The following is an 18,387-nucleotide window of genomic DNA, read 5'->3' as shown; positions in this document are numbered from 1 at the left end:
ACCAAGATCCACACGATTTCCGGGTTCGCCGCACCGTGATTCCCACGCGTCCGCTCCGGGCCGGCTTCACACGGCCGGTTCCGTTTGCCGGGGGCCGTTCGGCCGAAATCCGTCGGCCGTTCATATGGAGACCGGCTGCCGGTTCTTCACACGTTCGGGAATCGCGGGACCGCAGCGACTGCGCGCCCCGCAGTGAAGGGGGATGGAAATCGTGACAGGAGCCGTCACACACGACCCGCCGCCCACCGCCGGAGGCGGACCGGGCAAGCCGCTGATCGTCACGGAGGACGTGGAACTCCTCGACGATCTGCTGCGCCTGTGCGCCGCCGCCGGCGCCACACCGGAGGTGCACCACTCGGTGCCGGAACGCCGGGGCAGCTGGGAATCGGCGCCGCTCGTCCTGGTCGGCGACGACGCGGCACGCCGTGTCCGCGGGGCCGCCCGCAGGCGCGGAGTGGTTCTCGTCGGCCGGGACCAGGACGACTCGGGGGTGTGGCAGCGCGCCGTGGAGATCGGCGCGGACCACGTCCTGATGCTGCCCGACGGGGAACAGTGGCTGGTCGACCGCATCGCCGACGTCGCCGAGGGCGTCGGACGGCCCGCTCTCACCGTCGGCGTCATCGGCGGACGGGGCGGCGCCGGAGCGTCGACGCTCGCGTGCGCCCTCGCCGTCACCTCCGCGCGAGAAGGGCTGCGCACCCTGCTGGTCGACGCCGATCCCCTGGGCGGCGGACTCGACATCCTCCTCGGCGGTGAGAGCACGGCAGGCCTGCGCTGGCCCGCCTTCGCCGCCTCGCGCGGAAGGGTCGGCGGCAGCGCCCTGGAGGAGTCGCTGCCCAAAATCCACTCGCTGCGGGTGCTCAGCTGGGACCGGGGTGACTGCGTGTCCATCGCCCCGCAGGCCGTACGCGCGGTGCTGGCGGCGGCCCGGCGCCGCGGCGGCACCGTCGTCGTCGACCTCCCGCGCCGCATCGACGACGGCGTGGCCGAGATCCTCGCCCAGCTTGACCTCGGACTCCTCGTGGTCCCCGCCGAACTGCGCGCCGTCGCCGCGGGCAAGCGCGTGTCCTCGGCCGTCGCCATGGTGCTGCGGGACCTGCGGGTGGCGGTGCGCGGCCCCTACGCGCCCGGGCTCGACGACAGCGAGGTGGCCCGACTGCTGGGCCTGCCGTTGGCCGGTGAGGTGCCCGTCGAGTCGGGGCTGCTGCGTCCGGACGGCGGCGACGCGCCGCCGGGCTCGACCGCTCGCGGGCCGCTCGCCCGCTTCTGCAAGGAGTTCTGGGAGCGGGCCCTGACCGAGGCCGGTGGCTCATGAGTACGCCGGCGGGACTCGAACAGGTGAAAGCGGCCGGCACGTTGCTCGACGGCGTGCGCCAGTGGCTCGCCGACAGCGGGGCCGAACCGACACCCGCGCGCGTGGCGCAGGCGCTGCGCGAACAGGGTCGGGTCCTCGGGGACGCGGAGTTCCTCGGCGCTGCCGAGCACCTGCGGTCCGAGCTGATCGGCAGCGGGCCACTGGAACCCCTGCTCACCGACCCTTTGGTGACCGACGTACTGGTGTCCGCTCCGGACCGGGTCTGGGTCGACCGGGGTGGCGGTCTGGAACTGACCGGTGTCTCCTTCCCGGACGTGGCGGCCGTACGGCGCCTCGCGCAACGGCTGGCCGCCGTGGCGGGGCGGCGCCTGGACGACGCACGGCCCTGGGTCGACGCCCGGTTGCCCGACGGGACGCGACTGCACGCGGTGCTGCCCCCGGTCGCCGTCGGCTGCACCTGTCTGTCGCTGCGCGTCGCCCGGCCACGGGCGTTCACGCTCGGCGAACTGGTCGCCGCGGGCACCGTGCCGCCGGGCGGGGACCGCGTCCTGCGGGACCTGGTCAGGGCGCGGCTGTCCTTCCTCGTCAGCGGTGGCACCGGCAGCGGCAAGACGACCCTGCTGAGCGCGCTGCTGGGCCAGGTGGGGCCAGGGGAGCGGATCGTGCTCGCCGAGGACTCCGCGGAGCTGCGACCGGATCACCCGCACGTCGTCCGCCTGGAGACCAGACCCGCCAACCAGGAGGGGGCGGGGCTCGTCTCGCTCCAGGACCTGGTGCGGCAGGCCCTGCGGATGCGGCCCGACCGGCTGGTCGTGGGCGAGGTGCGCGGGCCGGAGGTCGTCCATCTGCTGGCCGCGCTCAATACCGGCCACGAGGGGGGCTGCGGGACCGTCCACGCCAACGCCGCCGCGGACGTCCCCGCCCGGCTCGAGGCGCTCGGCACGGCGGCCGGCCTCGATCGGACCGCGCTGCACAGCCAGTTGGCGGCGGCCCTGTCGGTGGTCCTGCACCTCGTACGCGACCCGGCCGGGCGACGGCGGATCGCCGAGGTACATGTGCTGGAGCGGGACCCGTCCGGGCTGGTGCGGACCGTACCGGCGCTGCGGTGGCGGGCGGACGCCTTCGTCCACGAGCGGGGATGGGAGCGGCTGCGGGAGCTGCTGCGGGGCGAGGAGACCGAAGGGACGGGCGGGCGTGATGAGTGAGATGCCGATGGCCGCGGCGGCGGCCTGTGCGGGCGCGGCGGCGTGGCTGATGGGTGGACCGTACTCAGGGGCCAAACGGGCGCAGTTGCTCCTGGCCGGAGGCGGCGTGGTCGGCAGCGGGCCCCCGCCGTGGCGGCAGCTCATCGGCGAACTCCGCAGGCTCCGGGGACGCTGGCGGCCCGAATGGTGGGCACCGGTCGCCGGACTGCTCATGGCGCTGCTGGGCGGTTCGGTGCTGCCGGTCGTCGCGGGGGCGGCCGGAGTGCCCCTGCTGCGCCGGGCGCGGCGGATCGCGGAGACCCGGCGGGCGGGCGAGCGCCGAGGGGACGCGGTCATCGCGTTGTGCGCGGCCCTGGCCGGGGAGGTCCTCGCCGGCCGGCAGCCGGGGGAGGCGCTGCGGCGGGCCGCGCAGGATTCCGGGGGACTGGGCGACGCGCAGCCGGCGGTGTTGGCGGCGGCACGGTTCGGCGGGGACGTGCCCGAGGCTCTCGCGGTCGCCGCCCGGCAACCGGGTGCCGACGGCCTGCTGGGACTCGCCGCGTGCTGGCGGGTGGCCGTGGACCAGGGCGCAGGTCTCGCTGCCGGACTCGACCGGCTGGAGGCGGCGCTGCGGGCGGAACGCGACCAACGCGCCGACCTAAGAGCCCAGTTGGCCGGACCGCGCGCCACGGTGGTGATGCTCGCCGGCCTGCCGGTCCTGGGCCTCCTGCTGGGCGCCGCGCTCGGAGCGGACCCGCTGCACGTCTTGCTGCACACGGGTCCGGGACTGGGCTGCCTGCTCGTCGGGGGTGTCCTGGAGGGCGTCGGGATGTGGTGGGCGCTGCGGATCGTCCGCCACGCGGAGGCCAAGTGAGATCACGAGCAGGAGATGGCCGATGGGGAGGGAGGAGGAGTGAGCGTGGAAGTTGTCCACAGGCTGGGGGTGGCCATGGGGATCGTGGCGGTTCTCTGGTGGCTGATGCGGTGGTGGCGGACCGTGCGACGCCGACGCGGGGCACGGCGGCGCCTGGCCGGACTGCTCGCCTCGAAGCCGGCGGCGACCGGCCGAGGAGCCGGGCTGCGGAACGCCGTACGGCGGTGGCTTCCCGACGTGGTGGTGGTCGGTGCCGGATGGGTGGTCGTCGGCGGCGTCGCCGGCCTCGTGCTGGGACTGATCGGTGCGGTGGGGCTGGGACGGTGGCGCCGTCGGCAGCAGGCGGCTGGTGCGGTGAGCGAGGCCGACACCCGGCTCGCCGCCCGCCAACTCCCGCTCGCCGCGGACCTGCTGTCCGCCTGCATCGCAGCTGGTGCGGGGCCGGTGATCGCGGCGCAGGCCGTGGGTGAGGCCCTCGGCGGACCGGTGGGGGAAGGGCTGGCGCGTGGTGCCGCCGAAGTGCGGCTGGGCGGCGAACCCGCCACCGCCTGGCGGAGGTTGGCCTCCCTGCCGGGAGCCGCCGCGCTGGCCCGCCTGCTGGAGCGGGCCGACGTCTCGGGACTGCCCGCGGCCGGACCGGTCGCCCGGCTCGCCGCCGACACCCGCGCCGAGTGGACGCGCGCCGCGACGGCCCGGGCCCGGCGAGCGGCCGTCATGGTCACCGTGCCGGTGGGGCTGTGCTTCCTGCCCGCCTTCATCGCGGTCGGCGTGCTGCCCATCGTCATCGGGCTCGCGGGCGGGGTGCTGGGAGGAGGCGGCCGATGACGGCACGGGCGACGTGAACGCCGGTCGGCGACGGCGTGGGTGGCTCAAGAGCCGCGCGCCGGCCAGCGGACGGCCGAACGACGAACGACCGCAAGCGAAGCAACCGAACCGAAGTAGCAGAACCGAAGCAACCGAACCGAAGCAACCGAACCGAAGACAGAGATCAACACAACGGAACCTCACGGGGGTTGAGATGTACAAGGCGGTATGGGCGCGGCTGAGCGCCCTGGTGTGCAGGGTGCGTGCGGCGCGCGGTGACGCGGGGATGGTGACGTCCGAGTACGCGATGGGGATCGTGGCGGCCGTGGGATTCGCGGTGCTCCTCTATCAGGTGGTGACGAGCGACGTCGTCGCCGCTCAGCTGCAAGCGATCGTGAAGCGGGCGCTCAGTGCGGGGGCGTGACCGCGGACGCGGACCTCGGCGCGCGTCGGGGAGGATGTGCGCCGGGGACCGGGGGTTCGTGACGGCGGAGTCGGCCGTGGTGCTGCCGGTGCTGGTGGTGTTCGCGACGGCGCTGGTGTGGGGGCTGTTGGTCATGGCGGCCCAGATCCAGTGCGTGGACGCGGCCAGGACCGGCGCCCGCGCGGCGGCCCGGCAGGATCCGGCCGCCGCGGTCCTCGAAGTGACCCGCGCGACGGCTCCTCGCGGGGCGGCGGTGACGATCAGCAGAGAGGGCGATCAGGTCCGCGTCGTGGTCGTCGCCAAGCCACCGGCGCTGCGCGGCCTGCCCTTCGAGATTCGCGAGGAAGCCGTAGCGGCGGCGGAGGAGGCGAGGCCGGCGGAGGAGGCAGCAAGGCCTGCGGAAGAGACCGTAGGGCCGACGCAGGGTGCCGCGGGGGAAGCCGCGGGGGCTCGGGGCACGCGAGGTGACGTCCGGGGCGCGGCGGATGCCGCCGGCGCCCCGGATGGCGCCCGAGGTGCGGCGGCGGGCGCCCGTGCGCGAGGAGACTCCCGGGGTACGGATACGTCAGGACACGTCCAGGAGCCGCCGGGAGACGTGCCGTGAGCGGCGTGGGGCGTGGTGCTGGGGTCGTGTGGGCCCGCGTCCTCAACGGACGTCACGGGAACGGGGACCGGGGCTCCGCCACCGTCTGGAGCGTGGGTGCGATCGCCGTGTTGTGCGTGGTGTTCGGGATCGTGCTGGCCCTCGGTCAGGCCGTGGCGACCCGGCACCGCGCCGCGGGCGGCGCCGACCTCGCGGCACTCGCGGCCGCCGACCACTGGGCGGACGGCGCCGAGCAGGCCTGCGAGCGGGCGGACCGGGTGGCCCGGGCGCAGGGCGCGCGCCTGGTCCGGTGCGTGGTCCTCGGCGCGATCTCGGACGTGACGGCGGCATCGGGACGGGGGCTGTTCGCGGCCGAGGTCAGGGCGCGGGCGGGCCCTGCGGGTGGGGTGCCGGCTGTGTGGCGGCCCCCGCAGCCTCACTCGCCGTCGACCCCGTTGCCGGACCCGGCCCCAGTCCCGGACCCGGCCCCAGTCCCGGACCCGGCCCCAGTCCCGGACCCAGTCCCGGACGCCGTCCCGGTCCCGGCTCCCGTCCCGTCCCCCTCTCGGGCGCTGCCGGAGGCATCCCCCTCCCGAGCGCTCTCCTCCCCCTGAGCGCTCTCCTCCCTCAAAGCCTTCTCGTCCTCTGGAGACTCCTCTCGGTCCGGAGCCTTCTCCTCGCGAAGGTTCTCCTCCCGAACCTGCTGATCCCGGGCATGCTCCACCTGTACCTGCTCCTCCCGGCCCTGCTCCTCCCGGGTCTTCTCCTCGGGAGCCTCGCGCAGCAGTTCCGTGAGCAGCCGTACGGCTCCCCTCTTGTGCAGCGGGTCGTTGCCGTTGCCGCACTTGGGGGATTGGATGCAGGACGGGCAGCCGGCGTCGCACTCGCAGGAGGCGATGGCTTGCCGGGTGGCCGTCAGCCAGGAGCGGGCCGTGTGGAAGGCCCGCTCCGCGAAGCCCGCGCCGCCGGGATGGCCGTCGTAGACGAAGACCGTCGGCAACAGGGTGTCGGGGTGGAGGGGGACCGAGACGCCGCCGATGTCCCAGCGGTCGCAGGTCGCGAAGAGGGGCAGCATGCCGATCGAGGCGTGTTCGGCGGCGTGCAGGGCCCCGCCGAGGATCTCGGGGTTGATCCGGGCCGCGTCGAGCTGGTCCTCGGTCACCGTCCACCACACGGCACGCGTGCGCAGCGTACGAGGAGGGAGGTCGAGCTTCGACTCGCCCAGGACTTCACCGGTGATGACGCGTCGACGCAGGAAGGAGACGACCTGGTTGGTGACTTCGACGGAGCCGTAACACAACCGGCCCTGTCCCCAGGGGATTTCGACGTCCGTCTCCAGGACGGAGATCGACGTCGTGTCGCGGGCGACCGTCGAGTACGGCGGACTGGCCTCCGTGACCAGGGCGACGGAGTCCTCCAGGTCCAGGGAACGCACGAGGTACGTGCGGCCCTGGTGGAGGTGGACCGCGCCCTCGTGGACGGTGGTGTGGGACGAGCCCGCGTCGACCGTGCCGAGCAGTCGGCCGGTGCCGTCCTCGACGACCTGGACGGGTCGGCCGCCCTCGCCGCGGATGTCCGTGAGGTCGGCGGCGCGTTCCCGGCGGGTCCAGTGCCAGGCCTTGGTCCGGCGCCGCAGCAGCTTCGCGGCCTCCAGCTGTGGCAGCAGGTTCTCGGTCTCGGGGCCGAACAGGGGCAGGTCCTCGTCGGTCAGCGGGAGTTCCGCTGCCGCCGCGCACAGGTGAGGGGCCAGGACGTAGGGGTTGTCGGGGTCGAGGACGGTGGACTCCACCGGGCGGTCGAACAGTGCTTCCGGGTGGTGGACGAGGAAGGTGTCCAGCGGGTCGTCCCGGGCGATCAGGACCGCCAGCGCGCCCTGCCCGGACCGGCCCGCGCGGCCGGCCTGCTGCCACAGGGACGCGCGGGTGCCCGGGTAGCCGGCGATCAGGACGGCGTCGAGTCCGGAGACGTCGATGCCGAGCTCCAGGGCGGTGGTCGCGGCGAGGCCGAGGAGTTCGCCCGAGTGCAGGGCCTGCTCCAGGGCGCGTCTCTCCTCGGGGAGGTAACCGCCTCGGTAGGCCGCGACACGCCGGGCCAGGGAGCGGTCGACCTCGGCGAGGCGTTCCTGGGCGATCACCGAGATCAGCTCCGCGCCCCGCCGGGACCGGACGAAGGCGACCGTGCGGACGCCCTGGACGGCGAGGTCGGTCAGCAGGTCGGCGGTCTCGGCGGTGGCGGTACGCCGGACGGGTGCGCCCTTCTCGCCGACCATCTCGGTGAGCGGGGGCTCCCACAGGGCGAACACCAGTTCACCGCGGGGTGAGGCGTCGTCGGCGACCTCGACCACCGGGAGGCCGGTGAGGCGTCCGGCGGCGACCGCGGGCTCGGCGGCCGTCGCGGAGGCCAGCAGGAAGACCGGGGAGGCGCCGTAGCGGGCACACAGGCGGCGCAGGCGGCGCAGCACGTGGGCGACATGGGAGCCGAACACGCCGCGGTAGGTGTGGCACTCGTCGATGACGACGTACTTCAGGGACTTCAGGAAGGAGGACCAGCGGGGGTGGGACGGGAGGATGCCCCGGTGCAGCATGTCCGGGTTGGTGAGGACGTAGTTGGCGTACTGCCGGATCCACTCCCGTTCCTCGAACGGGGTGTCGCCGTCGTACACGGCGGGCCGGACGGCGTTGCCGAGGGGCTGTGAAAGTTTTTTCACGGAACGGCACTGGTCCGCTGCCAGGGCCTTGGTCGGGGCCAGGTAGAGCGTGGTGGCCCCGCGGCCGTTGGGGGCCTCGGAGCCGTCCAGGAGGGCCGAGAGAACCGGTACGAGGTACGCCAGGGACTTGCCGGACGCGGTGCCCGTGGCGACGACCACCGACTCGCCGTCCAGGGCGTGCTCGGCGACCCGGGCCTGGTGGGCCCAGGGGTGTTCGATGCCGCAGGCCTGCACGGCCGCGATGACCTCCGGGCGAATCCGGTCCGGCCAGACGGCATGGCGACCCTCACGCGGGGGCAAGTGCTCCGTATGAGTGATGCGCGACGACCGGCTCGGTCCCGGGGCGAGCCGGGCCAGGACCGTGGCCGGGGACAGGCGGGGCACGGCCTCGGGCGAGGGTCGATCGGATCGGTGATTCTTGGCCATCGGCACCGAGTGTGTCACCGGCGTGACGGACAATGGGGCCAAGGCGTCGTGCACGCCTGCCGGTAAGTGATTGAATGCCATGGCGGCTGGCGTACCGTCCCGGGGACTCCTGCCCAGGTGTTCCGAGGGGCGACCGCTCGATAGCAAGGTGCTGGAGGATCCGTGGACCTGTCTCTGTCGACCCGTACCGTCGGCGATCGTACGGTCGTCGAGGTCGGTGGCGAAATCGACGTATATACCGCGCCCAAGTTGCGCGAGCAGCTGGTCGAGCTGGTGAACGACGGGAATTTCCACCTCGTCGTCGACATGGAGGGCGTGGACTTCCTCGACTCCACCGGGCTCGGCGTGCTGGTCGGTGGACTGAAGCGGGTGCGTGCCCATGAGGGCTCGCTCCGTCTGGTCTGCAACCAGGAGCGTATTTTGAAGATCTTCCGCATTACCGGTCTGACCAAGGTGTTCCCGATCCACACCTCGGTCGACGAAGCGGTCGCTGCCACCGACTGACCACCCCGTCCCGGGCCCGCGCGGCCCGGCACGGCTGGTTGAACGAAGAGGGGGTCCGGGCTTGGCGGCCCGGCCCCCCGACAGCACGCCCGTAGTTCCGAGGGGGACGTATGGCCACCGTTGAACTCCGCTTCAGCGCGCTGCCCGAGCACGTCAGGACCGCCCGACTGGTGGCGGCAGCGGTGGCGCGCAGGGCCGGAGTGGACGAGGCCGTCCTCGACGAGGTCAGGCTCGCCGTAGGCGAGGCCTGTACCCGTGCCGTCGGACTGCACCAGGCCGGCGGCATCACCGCGCCGGTGATGGTGTCGCTGATCGAGGAGGAGAAGCAGTTCTCCATCGAGGTCGGCGACGAGGCGCCGCATTCGGTGCCCGGTGACCGGGCATCCGGTTCGGACGCGGACGTGGAGGCCGAGGAGGACGAGATGGGCCTGGCGGTCATCAGCGGTCTCGTCGACGACGTCGAGGTCTCCGCGGGTGAGCACGGCGGGCTGATTCGCATGACCTGGCCGACCACGCCGGTGACCGCGACGCTGTCCTGACCCGAACCTCGCGATTCTTTCACCCGAAGGGCCCTACCTCGTAGGGCCCTTCGGCATGTGCGGACTTCGGCGACCGCGCTTACAGTGGTTCCGTGAAATGAATCTTGGAATCTCGGTGAAGTGAATCTTGGTGAAGTGAATCTTGCCGCGAATATCGTGAACCAATTCACGAGCCTCAATGCCTTGAAGGCATTACCGGCGAGATCGTGCGGATTTTGCGTGCGAAGGCGAATTCCGCTTGCCGCACCCTGTTTTGATCAGCTTCCGGTACCTACAATCCGTCCACATCTTGAGCTCAGCCCAAGCGTCAAGGAGGACGAATGGCGGGGCTTTCTACCCCTCATCGGTTGGACCATCCCACAACCTTCGCAGCCGCAGTGCTGACCGACGGCAACCGCCTGCTCGTGGTGGTCATCGCGGTCGTGGCACTGGCCGCGCTCGTGGTTGCGGGCGTGCTACTGCGCCAGGTGCTCGCGGCCGGCGAGGGCACCGACAGCATGAAGAAGATCGCGGCAGCGGTCCAGGAAGGCGCCAACGCGTATCTGTCCCGACAGTTGCGCACGCTCGGCGTATTCGCCGTCGTCGTGTTCTTCCTGCTCCTGTTGCTGCCTGCCGACGACTGGAAACAGCGTGCCGGGCGGTCGATCTTCTTCTTGATCGGCGCCGGGTTCTCCGCGGCCACCGGTTATATCGGCATGTGGCTGGCCGTGCGCAGTAATGTGCGCGTCGCCGCGGCGGCCCGGGAAGCGACTCCGGCGGAAGGCGAACCGGAAAAGGATCTCACCGCCGTCTCGCACAAGGCAATGAAGATCGCATTTCGCACGGGTGGCGTAGTCGGCATGTTCACGGTGGGGCTCGGTCTGCTCGGGGCCGCCTGCGTGGTGCTGGTGTACGCGGCCGACGCGCCGAAGGTGCTGGAGGGATTCGGACTCGGCGCGGCCCTCATCGCCATGTTCATGAGGGTGGGCGGCGGCATCTTCACCAAGGCCGCCGACGTCGGCGCCGACCTGGTCGGCAAGGTCGAGCAGGGCATTCCGGAGGACGACCCGCGCAATGCGGCCACCATCGCCGACAACGTGGGCGACAACGTCGGCGACTGCGCCGGGATGGCGGCCGACCTGTTCGAGTCGTACGCCGTGACCCTGGTCGCCGCGCTGATCCTCGGCAAGGCGGCCTTCGGTGACGCCGGGCTCGCCTTCCCGCTGCTCGTTCCCGCCATCGGTGTCCTCACGGCCATGGTCGGCATCTTCGCGGTCGCCCCGCGGCGCACCGACCGAAGTGGCATGACCGCGATCAACCGGGGATTCTTCATCTCCGCCGCGATCTCGCTCGCGCTGGTCGCGGTGGCCGTGTTCCTCTATCTCCCCGGCAAGTACGCCGACCTCGACGGCGTCACCGACGTGGCGATCCAGGGCAAGAACGGCGACCCGCGCGTTCTCGCGCTCGTCGCGGTGGCGATCGGCATCCTCCTGGCGGCGGTCATCCAGCAGTTGACGGGCTACTTCACCGAGACCAGCCGCCGACCCGTGCGCGACATCGGCAAGTCGTCGCTGACGGGCCCCGCCACCGTCGTCCTGGCCGGTATCTCAGTCGGCCTCGAATCGGCCGTCTACACCGCCCTGTTGATCGGACTGGGCGTGTACGGGGCGTTCCTGCTCGGCGGTACGTCGATCATGCTGGCGCTGTTCGCGGTGGCGCTGGCCGGCACCGGTCTGCTCACCACGGTCGGCGTGATCGTCGCCATGGACACCTTCGGGCCGGTCTCGGACAACGCGCAGGGCATCGCCGAGATGTCCGGTGACGTCCAGGGGGCGGGCGCGCAGGTGCTCACCAACCTCGACGCCGTCGGCAACACGACCAAGGCCATCACCAAGGGCATCGCCATCGCCACCGCCGTCCTGGCGGCGTCGGCGCTCTTCGGGTCGTACCGGGACGCCATCACGACGGGTGCGCAGGACGTCGGGGAGAAGCTCTCCGGGGCGGGCGCGCCGATGAGCCTGATGATGGACATCTCGCAGCCGAACAACCTCGTCGGGCTCATCGCGGGCGCGGCGGTCGTCTTCCTCTTCTCGGGGCTGGCGATCAACGCGGTGTCGCGGTCGGCGGGTTCCGTGGTGTTCGAGGTGCGGCGGCAGTTCCGCGAGCACCCCGGGATCATGGACTACAGCGAGGAGCCGGAGTACGGCAAGGTCGTCGACATCTGCACCCGGGACGCCCTGCGCGAGCTGGCCACCCCGGGACTGCTCGCCGTGCTGGCGCCCATCTTCATCGGGTTCACCCTCGGCGTCGGGGCGCTCGGCGCGTTCCTGGCGGGGGCGATCGGCTCCGGCACGCTGATGGCCGTCTTCCTCGCCAACTCCGGCGGCGCGTGGGACAACGCCAAGAAACTCGTCGAGGACGGTCACCACGGCGGCAAGGGCAGCGAGGCCCATGCGGCCACGGTGATCGGGGACACGGTCGGCGACCCGTTCAAGGACACCGCCGGTCCCGCGATCAACCCGCTGCTGAAGGTCATGAACCTCGTGGCGCTGCTCATCGCCCCGGCCGTGATCAAGTTCAGCTACGGCGAGGACAAGAGCATCGGCGTCCGGATCCTGGTCGCGGTGCTGGCGCTCGCGGTGATCGTGGTCGCGGTGTACGTCTCCAAGCGGCGCGGGATCGCCGTGGGTGACGAGGACAACGCCGATTCCCCGGCCAAGTCCGCCGATCCGGCGGTGATTTCGTAGCCCGGCCCACCGGTGCCCAGCTCAAGGGGCGGGCGGGCGGCGCGCGTTGTCGCGCCGCCCGCCCGTTGTGTCGAGCATGTGTCGGAGCCGTGAGCCTTCTCTCTCCTGGTGCAAATGGATGTAATAACCTGCATAGCGGACATTCGTTCTGGGGTTCTCGCCCGGTTGCCGTGTATGTTCCGGGGCCGAGAGCCATGGAAGGGACCAACCCGGTGAACAAGAAGCTCGCGGCCGTGGTGTCCGGCGGTGCGGTACTGGTACTGGCGCTGTCCGGATGCAGCAGCGACGACGACGGCAACAAGGAACTCGACGCCTGGGCCAAGCAGGTGTGCGACGCGCTGCCCGCCCAGGACGCGAAGGTCGACGCGGCCAACGCAGCCATCAAGCAGGCCGCCACCGACAACAACGCTCCGGCGAACGTCCAGAAGACCGACTCGCAGGCCTTCCAGGACATGTCCGACGCCTACGGAGCGCTCGCCCAGGCGGTCCAGAAGGCCGGGACGCCGCCCGGTGTCGACGACGGCGAGAAGAAGCAGAAGGACGCCGTCTCGGCGCTCACCACTCTCTCGACCTCCTACGCGGGCCTGAAGAAGCAGGTCGACGCGCTGGACACCAAGGACCAGGCGAAGTTCGCCGACGGTCTGCAGGACATCGCCACCGACCTCGGCGAGCTCAGCAAGAGCGGCAACACCGCGCTGAAGAACCTCGAGCAGGGTGACGTCAAGAACGCCATGGCCAACCAGGCCAGCTGCAAGAAGGTGGCCTCCTCCGCCTCCGCCCGCGCGACGACCAGCTGAGACCGCGCGGCGGAAAACGATCCGGGGGAACGCGCCCCGAGAGGTGACGGGAGACAATGGGGGGCGTGAGTAACGCCACCCTCTCCCCCCTGCCCACCGCCGACCGCCCCGACGTGGCCGCCCGGCTGCGCGAGGCGCTGCTCGCGGCCTCCTTCACCGCGGACGGTCTCCTCGACCTGCTCGGCGCGCCCGCCTACGCGGCCTTGGCCCGCAGCGAGACCGTCCCCGCGCTGCGCGCGACCCGCGGGGACACGCCGCTGGAGACACTCGTCCGCCTCTTCCTGCTCCAGCAGCCCGTGCCGCACGCGCGCGTGGAGGAGTTCCTGCCCGTACACGCGTGCGTGGAGAGCGGCTGGCTGGTCCCCACGGGGGAGGACGAGGTCGCCGCGACGGTGGACGTACGGCCGTACGGCGGACCGGACGGCGAGGACTGGTTCATCGTTTCCGACCTCGGATGCGCGGTCGGTGGCGCGGGCGGCAGCGCGAGCGAGGGCCGCCAGGCGGACATGGCGGTCGTGCTCGGTGTCGGCGGCGCGTCGACGACCCTCGCCGGCATCACCGTGCGCACGCCCGTCGCCGCCGCCCTCGACCTCGGCACCGGCTCCGGCATCCAGGCCCTGCACGCCGCCCGGCACGCCACGCGCGTGACGGCGACCGACCTCAACCCGCGCGCACTGCACATCACCGCGCTCACGCTCGCGCTGTCCGGGGCTCCGGCGGCGGACCTGCGCGAGGGCTCGCTGTTCGAGCCGGTCCGGGACGACGAGACGTACGACCTGATCGTGTCCAATCCGCCGTTCGTGATCTCGCCGGGGGCCCGGCTGACCTATCGGGACGGCGGGATGGGCGGGGACGATCTGTGCCGCTCGCTCGTTCAAGGGGCGGGGGAACGGCTGAGCGAGGGCGGGTTCGCGCAGTTCCTCGCCAACTGGCAGCACGTGGAGGGGGAGAACTGGCAGGACCGGCTCAGGTCGTGGGTGCCGCGCGGGTGCGACGCGTGGATCGTGCAACGCGAGGTGCAGGACGTCACGCAGTACGCGGAGCTCTGGCTGAGGGACGCCGGTGATCACCGGGGCGACCAGGCCGAGTACCAGGCGCACTACGACATGTGGCTCGACGAGTTCGAGGCCCGCAAGGTGAAGGCTGTCGGCTTCGGCTGGATCACGCTGCGCAGGACGACGGCCGCGGAGCCCGTGATCACGGTGGAGGAGTGGCCGCACTCGGTGGAACAGCCGCTGGGCGACGCGGTCCTGACGCACTTCGACCGGCTGGACTACCTGCGGGCCCACGACGACGCGGCCCTGCTCGCCGGGCGCTTCCGGCTGGCCACGGAGGTCGTCCAGGAGCAGGTCGGGCTGCCCGGCGCCGAGGACCCGGAACACGTCGTGCTGCGCCAGCACCGCGGCATGCGCCGGGCCACCAAGGTGGACACGGTCGGCGCGGGCTTCGCGGGCGTGTGCGACGGCTCGCTGAGCGCGGGCCGCATTCTCGACGCCATCGCCCAACTGGTCGGCGAGGATCCCGTGTTGCTGCGGGACCGTACTCCGGCCCAGATCCGCCTTCTGGTGGAGCAGGGTTTCCTCGAACCGGCGGAGTGAACCGGCCGGGCCCCGATGGACCGGACCGGGTCCGTTCTTCCCGCTCCGCACGCCTTCATCGCTCTCGGCGTCGGTTCGCCGAGAGCGTGGGCGGTGTGAGCCGATCGACAGCGCGGCGACGCGACCACATGAAGACGGCCGGAAAGGCCCGCCCCCGGTCCGGTGCGTGCCACCGCACTCCGGGACGTCTGCGGGCCTTGCGCCGACGGCTCGCGGGACGCGCTGCGACGCCGCCGGCCGGCCGCTCGCCGAGTCCTGCGCCCCCACTCGTCGCCCCGGCGTTCACCTCGGGTTCGCCGGAGCGCCGCCCGCGCGTGACAGCCTCCCGTGACCGGGGCGGGCGCGGGCCGAGCGAAAGAGGCGGGGACGATCATGGAGAGTGGGCCGACGATCTTCGCGGGAGCGGTGTTCGCCCTGTTCGGAGGCGCACTGCTGATGTGGACCGCGGCCCGGGTGCGGCATCGCGAACCCGTGGCCCAGGATGTGAGCCCCGTCGCATCGGCGACCCTGGCGACCCTGGCCTCCGTCGCCGCGCTGGCCGTCGGCGTGTGGTGCTTCACCCGGCTCTGAAGCCGTCTGCCCGGCCACCCGCGGGACCCTCCAGGAGGCCGACGCCGAGGCCGCCTTCGCGTATCTCGCCGGACCCCCGTTCGAACGGCGTGGAGGCGGCCGTGCCGGTAAAGGGGACGACGGGTTCCGGTCGTACGGAAAAGGGCCGGTCGGTACTCCGGGCGGCAGGAATGGCGGTAGTCGGGTTACCGTTCGAGTGGCCGTTGCGGGCTTTTCCCGTTTGACACGGGGGCGGGATGTACCGTCACACTCCGCAGCGTCACCATGACCCGACCCCGGGAGCAAGGCCTGGGTGAGGCCCCCAGCGTCGACCGGAGAGAAGAGCGAAGTTGTCCCCGACCAGCGAGACCGCGAAGGGCGGCCGCCGACTCGTGATCGTCGAGTCGCCTGCCAAGGCGAAGACGATCAAGGGTTACCTCGGCCCCGGCTACATCGTCGAGGCCAGCGTCGGGCACATCCGTGACCTTCCCAACGGTGCCGCGGAGGTGCCGGACCAGTACACGGGCGAGGTCCGCCGCCTCGGTGTGGACGTCGAACACGACTTCCAGCCGATCTATGTGGTGAACGCCGACAAGCGGGCGCAGGTCAAGAAGCTGAAGGACCTCCTGAAGGAATCCGACGAGCTCTTCCTCGCCACCGATGAGGACCGCGAGGGCGAAGCGATCGCCTGGCACCTCCAGGAAGTCCTCAAGCCGAAGATCCCGGTCAAGCGGATGGTCTTCCACGAGATCACCAAGGACGCGATCCGGGCCGCCGTCGCCAACCCGCGCCAGCTCAACCAGAAGCTCGTCGACGCCCAGGAGACCCGCCGCATCCTCGACCGTCTCTACGGCTACGAGGTCTCGCCGGTCCTGTGGAAGAAGGTCATGCCGCGCTTGTCGGCCGGCCGTGTCCAGTCCGTCGCGACCCGTCTCGTCGTGGAGCGGGAACGCGAGCGCATCGCGTTTCGTTCCGCCGAGTACTGGGACCTGACGGGCACCTTCTCGACCGGCCGAGCCGGTGACTCGTCGGACCCGTCGTCGCTGGTCGCCCGCCTCCAGACCGTCGACGGCAGGCGGGTCGCGCAGGGTCGCGACTTCGACTCCCTGGGGCAACTCAAGAGCGCGAACATCCTCCACCTCGACGAGACGAACGCCCGCGCCCTGGCCGCCGCCGTGGAGAAGACGCGGTTCGCCGTCCGGTCCGTCGAGTCGAAGCCCTACCGCCGCTCGCCGTACGCCCCGTTCCGTACGACGACGCTTCAGCAGGAGGCGAGCCGCAAGCTCGGTTTCGGCGCGAAGGCCACCATGCAGGTCGCGCAGAAGCTGTACGAGAACGGCTACATCACGTACATGCGTACGGACTCCACGACGCTGAGCGAGACGGCCATCACCGCCGCCCGTGCCCAGGTCACGCAGCTGTACGGCGCCGACTACCTGCCGCCCCAGCCGCGCACGTACGCCGGCAAGGTCAAGAACGCGCAGGAGGCGCACGAGGCGATCCGCCCCTCGGGTGATCGTTTCCGCACGCCCGCCGAGACCGGCCTGACCGGCGACCAGTTCCGGCTCTACGAGCTGATCTGGAAGCGGACGGTCGCCTCCCAGATGAAGGACGCGACCGGCAACAGCGTCACCGTGAAGATCGGTGGCACCGCGGCCGACGGCCGGGACGTCGAGTTCAGCGCCTCCGGCAAGACGATCACCTTCCACGGCTTCCTGAAGGCGTACGTCGAAGGCGCCGACGACCCGAACGCCGAGCTGGACGACCGCGAGCGCCGGCTGCCCCAGGTCGCCGAGGGCGACGCGCTGTCCGCCGAGGAGATCACGGTCGACGGGCACGCCACCAAGCCCCCGGCCCGCTACACCGAGGCCAGCCTGGTCAAGGAGCTCGAAGAGCGCGAGATCGGCCGCCCGTCGACGTACGCGTCGATCATCGGCACGATCCTCGACCGCGGCTATGTCTTCAAGAAAGGCACGGCACTCGTGCCGTCCTTCCTGTCCTTCGCCGTGGTCAACCTCCTGGAGAAGCACTTCGGCCGGCTGGTCGACTACGACTTCACCGCCAGGATGGAGGACGACCTCGACCGCATCGCCCGCGGCGAGGCCCAGGCCGTGCCGTGGCTGAAGCGGTTCTACTTCGGCGAGGGCACCGGCCACGGCGGTGCGGCCGACGCCGGCAACGGCGACGGGGACCACCTCGGCGGCCTCAAGGAGCTCGTGACCGACCTGGGCGCGATCGACGCGCGCGAGGTGTCGTCGTTCCCGGTGGGCAGCGACATCGTGCTGCGGGTCGGGCGCTACGGCCCCTACATCGAGCGCGGCGAGAAGGACTCCGAGGGTCACCAGCGGGCGGACGTGCCCGAGGACCTGGCCCCGGACGAGCTGACCGTCGAGCTCGCGGAGGAGCTGCTCGCCAAGCCGAGCGGCGACTTCGAACTGGGCGCCGACCCGGAGAGCGGCCACCAGATCATCGCCCGGGACGGCCGCTACGGACCGTACGTCACCGAGGTGCTCCCCGAGGGCACCCCGAAGACCGGCAAGAACGCCGTGAAGCCGCGTACGGCCTCGCTGTTCAAGTCGATGTCGCTGGACACGGTGACGCTGGCGGACGCTCTCAAGCTGATGTCGCTGCCGCGTGTCGTCGGCGCCGACGCGGAGGGCGTGGAGATCACCGCGCAGAACGGCCGCTACGGCCCGTACCTGAAGAAGGGCACGGACTCGCGGTCGCTCCAGACCGAGGACCAGCTCTTCACGATCACTCTCGAAGAGGCGCTGGAGATCTACTCCCAGCCCAAGCAGCGTGGCCGGGCCGCAGCCAAGCCGCCGCTGAAGGAGCTGGGCGCGGACCCGGTCAGCGGCAAGCCGGTCGTCGTCAAGGACGGTCGCTTCGGCGCGTACGTCACCGACGGGGAGACCAACGCGACCCTGCGCTCCGACGACAGCGTCGAGGAGATCACCCCGGAGCGCGGCTTCGAGCTGCTCGCCGAGAAGCGCGCCAAGGCGCCCGCCAAGAAGACGGCGAAGAAGGCGACCGCGAAGAAGGCGACGGCGAAGAAGGCGGCCCCGGCGAAGAAGACGGCTGCCAAGAAGACCGCCGCGAAGACGACGACGGCCAAGAAGACGACGGCGAAGAAGACGGTCGCGAAGAAGGCGACGGCCTCCCCGTCCTCGTCCGAGGACTGATCCACCACCTGCCGTCCCGCCCGTCGGCCGACCGGCGACCCGACTGATCGGGTGCCGATCGGTACGAGGGGTGGGGCCGGTGGGACCGGTGGGACGCCCGATCTGACCGCGGAGCGCGGTCGACGTTCCCTCGAGGTCGTTCGCGAAACCAACGCCCCGGCATCACTTTGGTGTC

The 18,387-nt window shown here is 71.7% G+C and carries 13 protein-coding genes and 2 pseudogenes; 14 read left to right on the top strand and 1 reads right to left on the bottom strand.

Features of this window, described 5'->3' with window-relative positions:
- The first annotated feature begins 202 nt into the window (after positions 1-202).
- The 7 genes and pseudogenes from ssd to OG440_RS16540 all read left to right on the top strand — a co-directional run.
- Entirely contained in the window at positions 203-1,315 is a 1,113-nt protein-coding gene (gene ssd / locus OG440_RS16570) for a septum site-determining protein Ssd (protein ID WP_406007589.1), read from the top strand.
- Positions 1,312-2,520, top strand: coding sequence for a TadA family conjugal transfer-associated ATPase (locus OG440_RS16565; RefSeq protein WP_406007588.1), 1,209 nt, complete (start codon positions 1,312-1,314; stop codon positions 2,518-2,520). Before ssd ends, OG440_RS16565 begins: the two co-directional genes overlap by 4 nt.
- Complete coding sequence (locus tag OG440_RS16560) at positions 2,513-3,373, top strand: type II secretion system F family protein (RefSeq protein ID WP_406007587.1); 861 nt, start codon at positions 2,513-2,515, stop codon at positions 3,371-3,373. Before OG440_RS16565 ends, OG440_RS16560 begins: the two co-directional genes overlap by 8 nt.
- 39 nt (positions 3,374-3,412) lie before the next feature.
- Positions 3,413-4,198 (top strand): type II secretion system F family protein, encoded by a 786-nt coding sequence (locus OG440_RS16555; RefSeq protein ID WP_406007586.1) that lies wholly within the window; start codon positions 3,413-3,415, stop codon positions 4,196-4,198.
- 193 nt (positions 4,199-4,391) lie between these two features.
- Positions 4,392-4,601 (top strand): DUF4244 domain-containing protein, encoded by a 210-nt coding sequence (locus tag OG440_RS16550; RefSeq protein WP_406007585.1) that lies wholly within the window; start codon positions 4,392-4,394, stop codon positions 4,599-4,601.
- A 34-nt stretch (positions 4,602-4,635) separates the two neighbouring features.
- Positions 4,636-4,968: pseudogene (locus OG440_RS16545) on the top strand (TadE family type IV pilus minor pilin); the annotation flags it as partial.
- Between the two features lie 263 nt (positions 4,969-5,231).
- Positions 5,232-5,600, top strand: a pseudogene (locus OG440_RS16540) (Rv3654c family TadE-like protein); the annotation flags it as partial.
- Positions 5,601-5,620: 20 nt separating this feature from the next.
- On the opposite strand, the gene OG440_RS16535 reads toward OG440_RS16540, so the two are convergent.
- Positions 5,621-8,398, bottom strand: coding sequence for a DEAD/DEAH box helicase (locus OG440_RS16535; RefSeq protein ID WP_406007584.1), 2,778 nt, complete (start codon positions 8,396-8,398; stop codon positions 5,621-5,623).
- Between the two features lie 81 nt (positions 8,399-8,479).
- Here OG440_RS16535 and bldG point away from each other — a divergent pair, with 81 nt between their 5' ends.
- The 7 genes from bldG (at position 8,480) to topA (ending at position 18,212) form a co-directional block, all read left to right on the top strand.
- On the top strand, positions 8,480-8,821 hold the full coding sequence (gene bldG / locus OG440_RS16530) for an anti-sigma factor antagonist BldG (RefSeq protein ID WP_009189842.1): 342 nt from the start codon (positions 8,480-8,482) through the stop codon (positions 8,819-8,821).
- A 110-nt stretch (positions 8,822-8,931) separates the two neighbouring features.
- Complete coding sequence (locus OG440_RS16525; RefSeq protein WP_406007583.1) at positions 8,932-9,360, top strand: ATP-binding protein; 429 nt, start codon at positions 8,932-8,934, stop codon at positions 9,358-9,360.
- Positions 9,361-9,680: 320 nt separating this feature from the next.
- On the top strand, positions 9,681-12,086 hold the full coding sequence (locus OG440_RS16520) for a sodium-translocating pyrophosphatase (RefSeq protein WP_406007582.1): 2,406 nt from the start codon (positions 9,681-9,683) through the stop codon (positions 12,084-12,086).
- 194 nt (positions 12,087-12,280) lie between these two features.
- Positions 12,281-12,883, top strand: a complete 603-nt coding sequence (locus OG440_RS16515; RefSeq protein ID WP_406007581.1) for a small secreted protein — start codon at positions 12,281-12,283, stop codon at positions 12,881-12,883.
- 56 nt (positions 12,884-12,939) lie between these two features.
- Positions 12,940-14,481 carry a methyltransferase gene (locus OG440_RS16510; protein WP_406007580.1) on the top strand — a complete coding sequence of 514 codons (1,542 nt, stop codon included), beginning with the start codon at positions 12,940-12,942 and terminating at the stop codon, positions 14,479-14,481.
- Between the two features lie 372 nt (positions 14,482-14,853).
- The gene (locus OG440_RS16505; RefSeq protein WP_406007579.1) at positions 14,854-15,051 is read left to right on the top strand and encodes a hypothetical protein; all 198 of its coding nucleotides are present in this window, start codon (positions 14,854-14,856) and stop codon (positions 15,049-15,051) included.
- A 329-nt stretch (positions 15,052-15,380) separates the two neighbouring features.
- Positions 15,381-18,212: a type I DNA topoisomerase gene (topA, locus tag OG440_RS16500; RefSeq protein WP_406007578.1), complete on the top strand. Its 2,832-nt coding sequence runs from the start codon at positions 15,381-15,383 to the stop codon at positions 18,210-18,212.
- The last annotated feature ends 175 nt before the right edge of the window (positions 18,213-18,387 follow it).

The sequence above is a fragment of the Streptomyces sp. NBC_00637 genome (assembly GCF_045161545.1).
GTDB lineage: Bacteria > Actinomycetota > Actinomycetes > Streptomycetales > Streptomycetaceae > Streptomyces.
The sequence above is the reverse complement of the archived record's forward strand: the minus strand, read 5'-3'. Positions and strand labels throughout refer to the sequence as shown.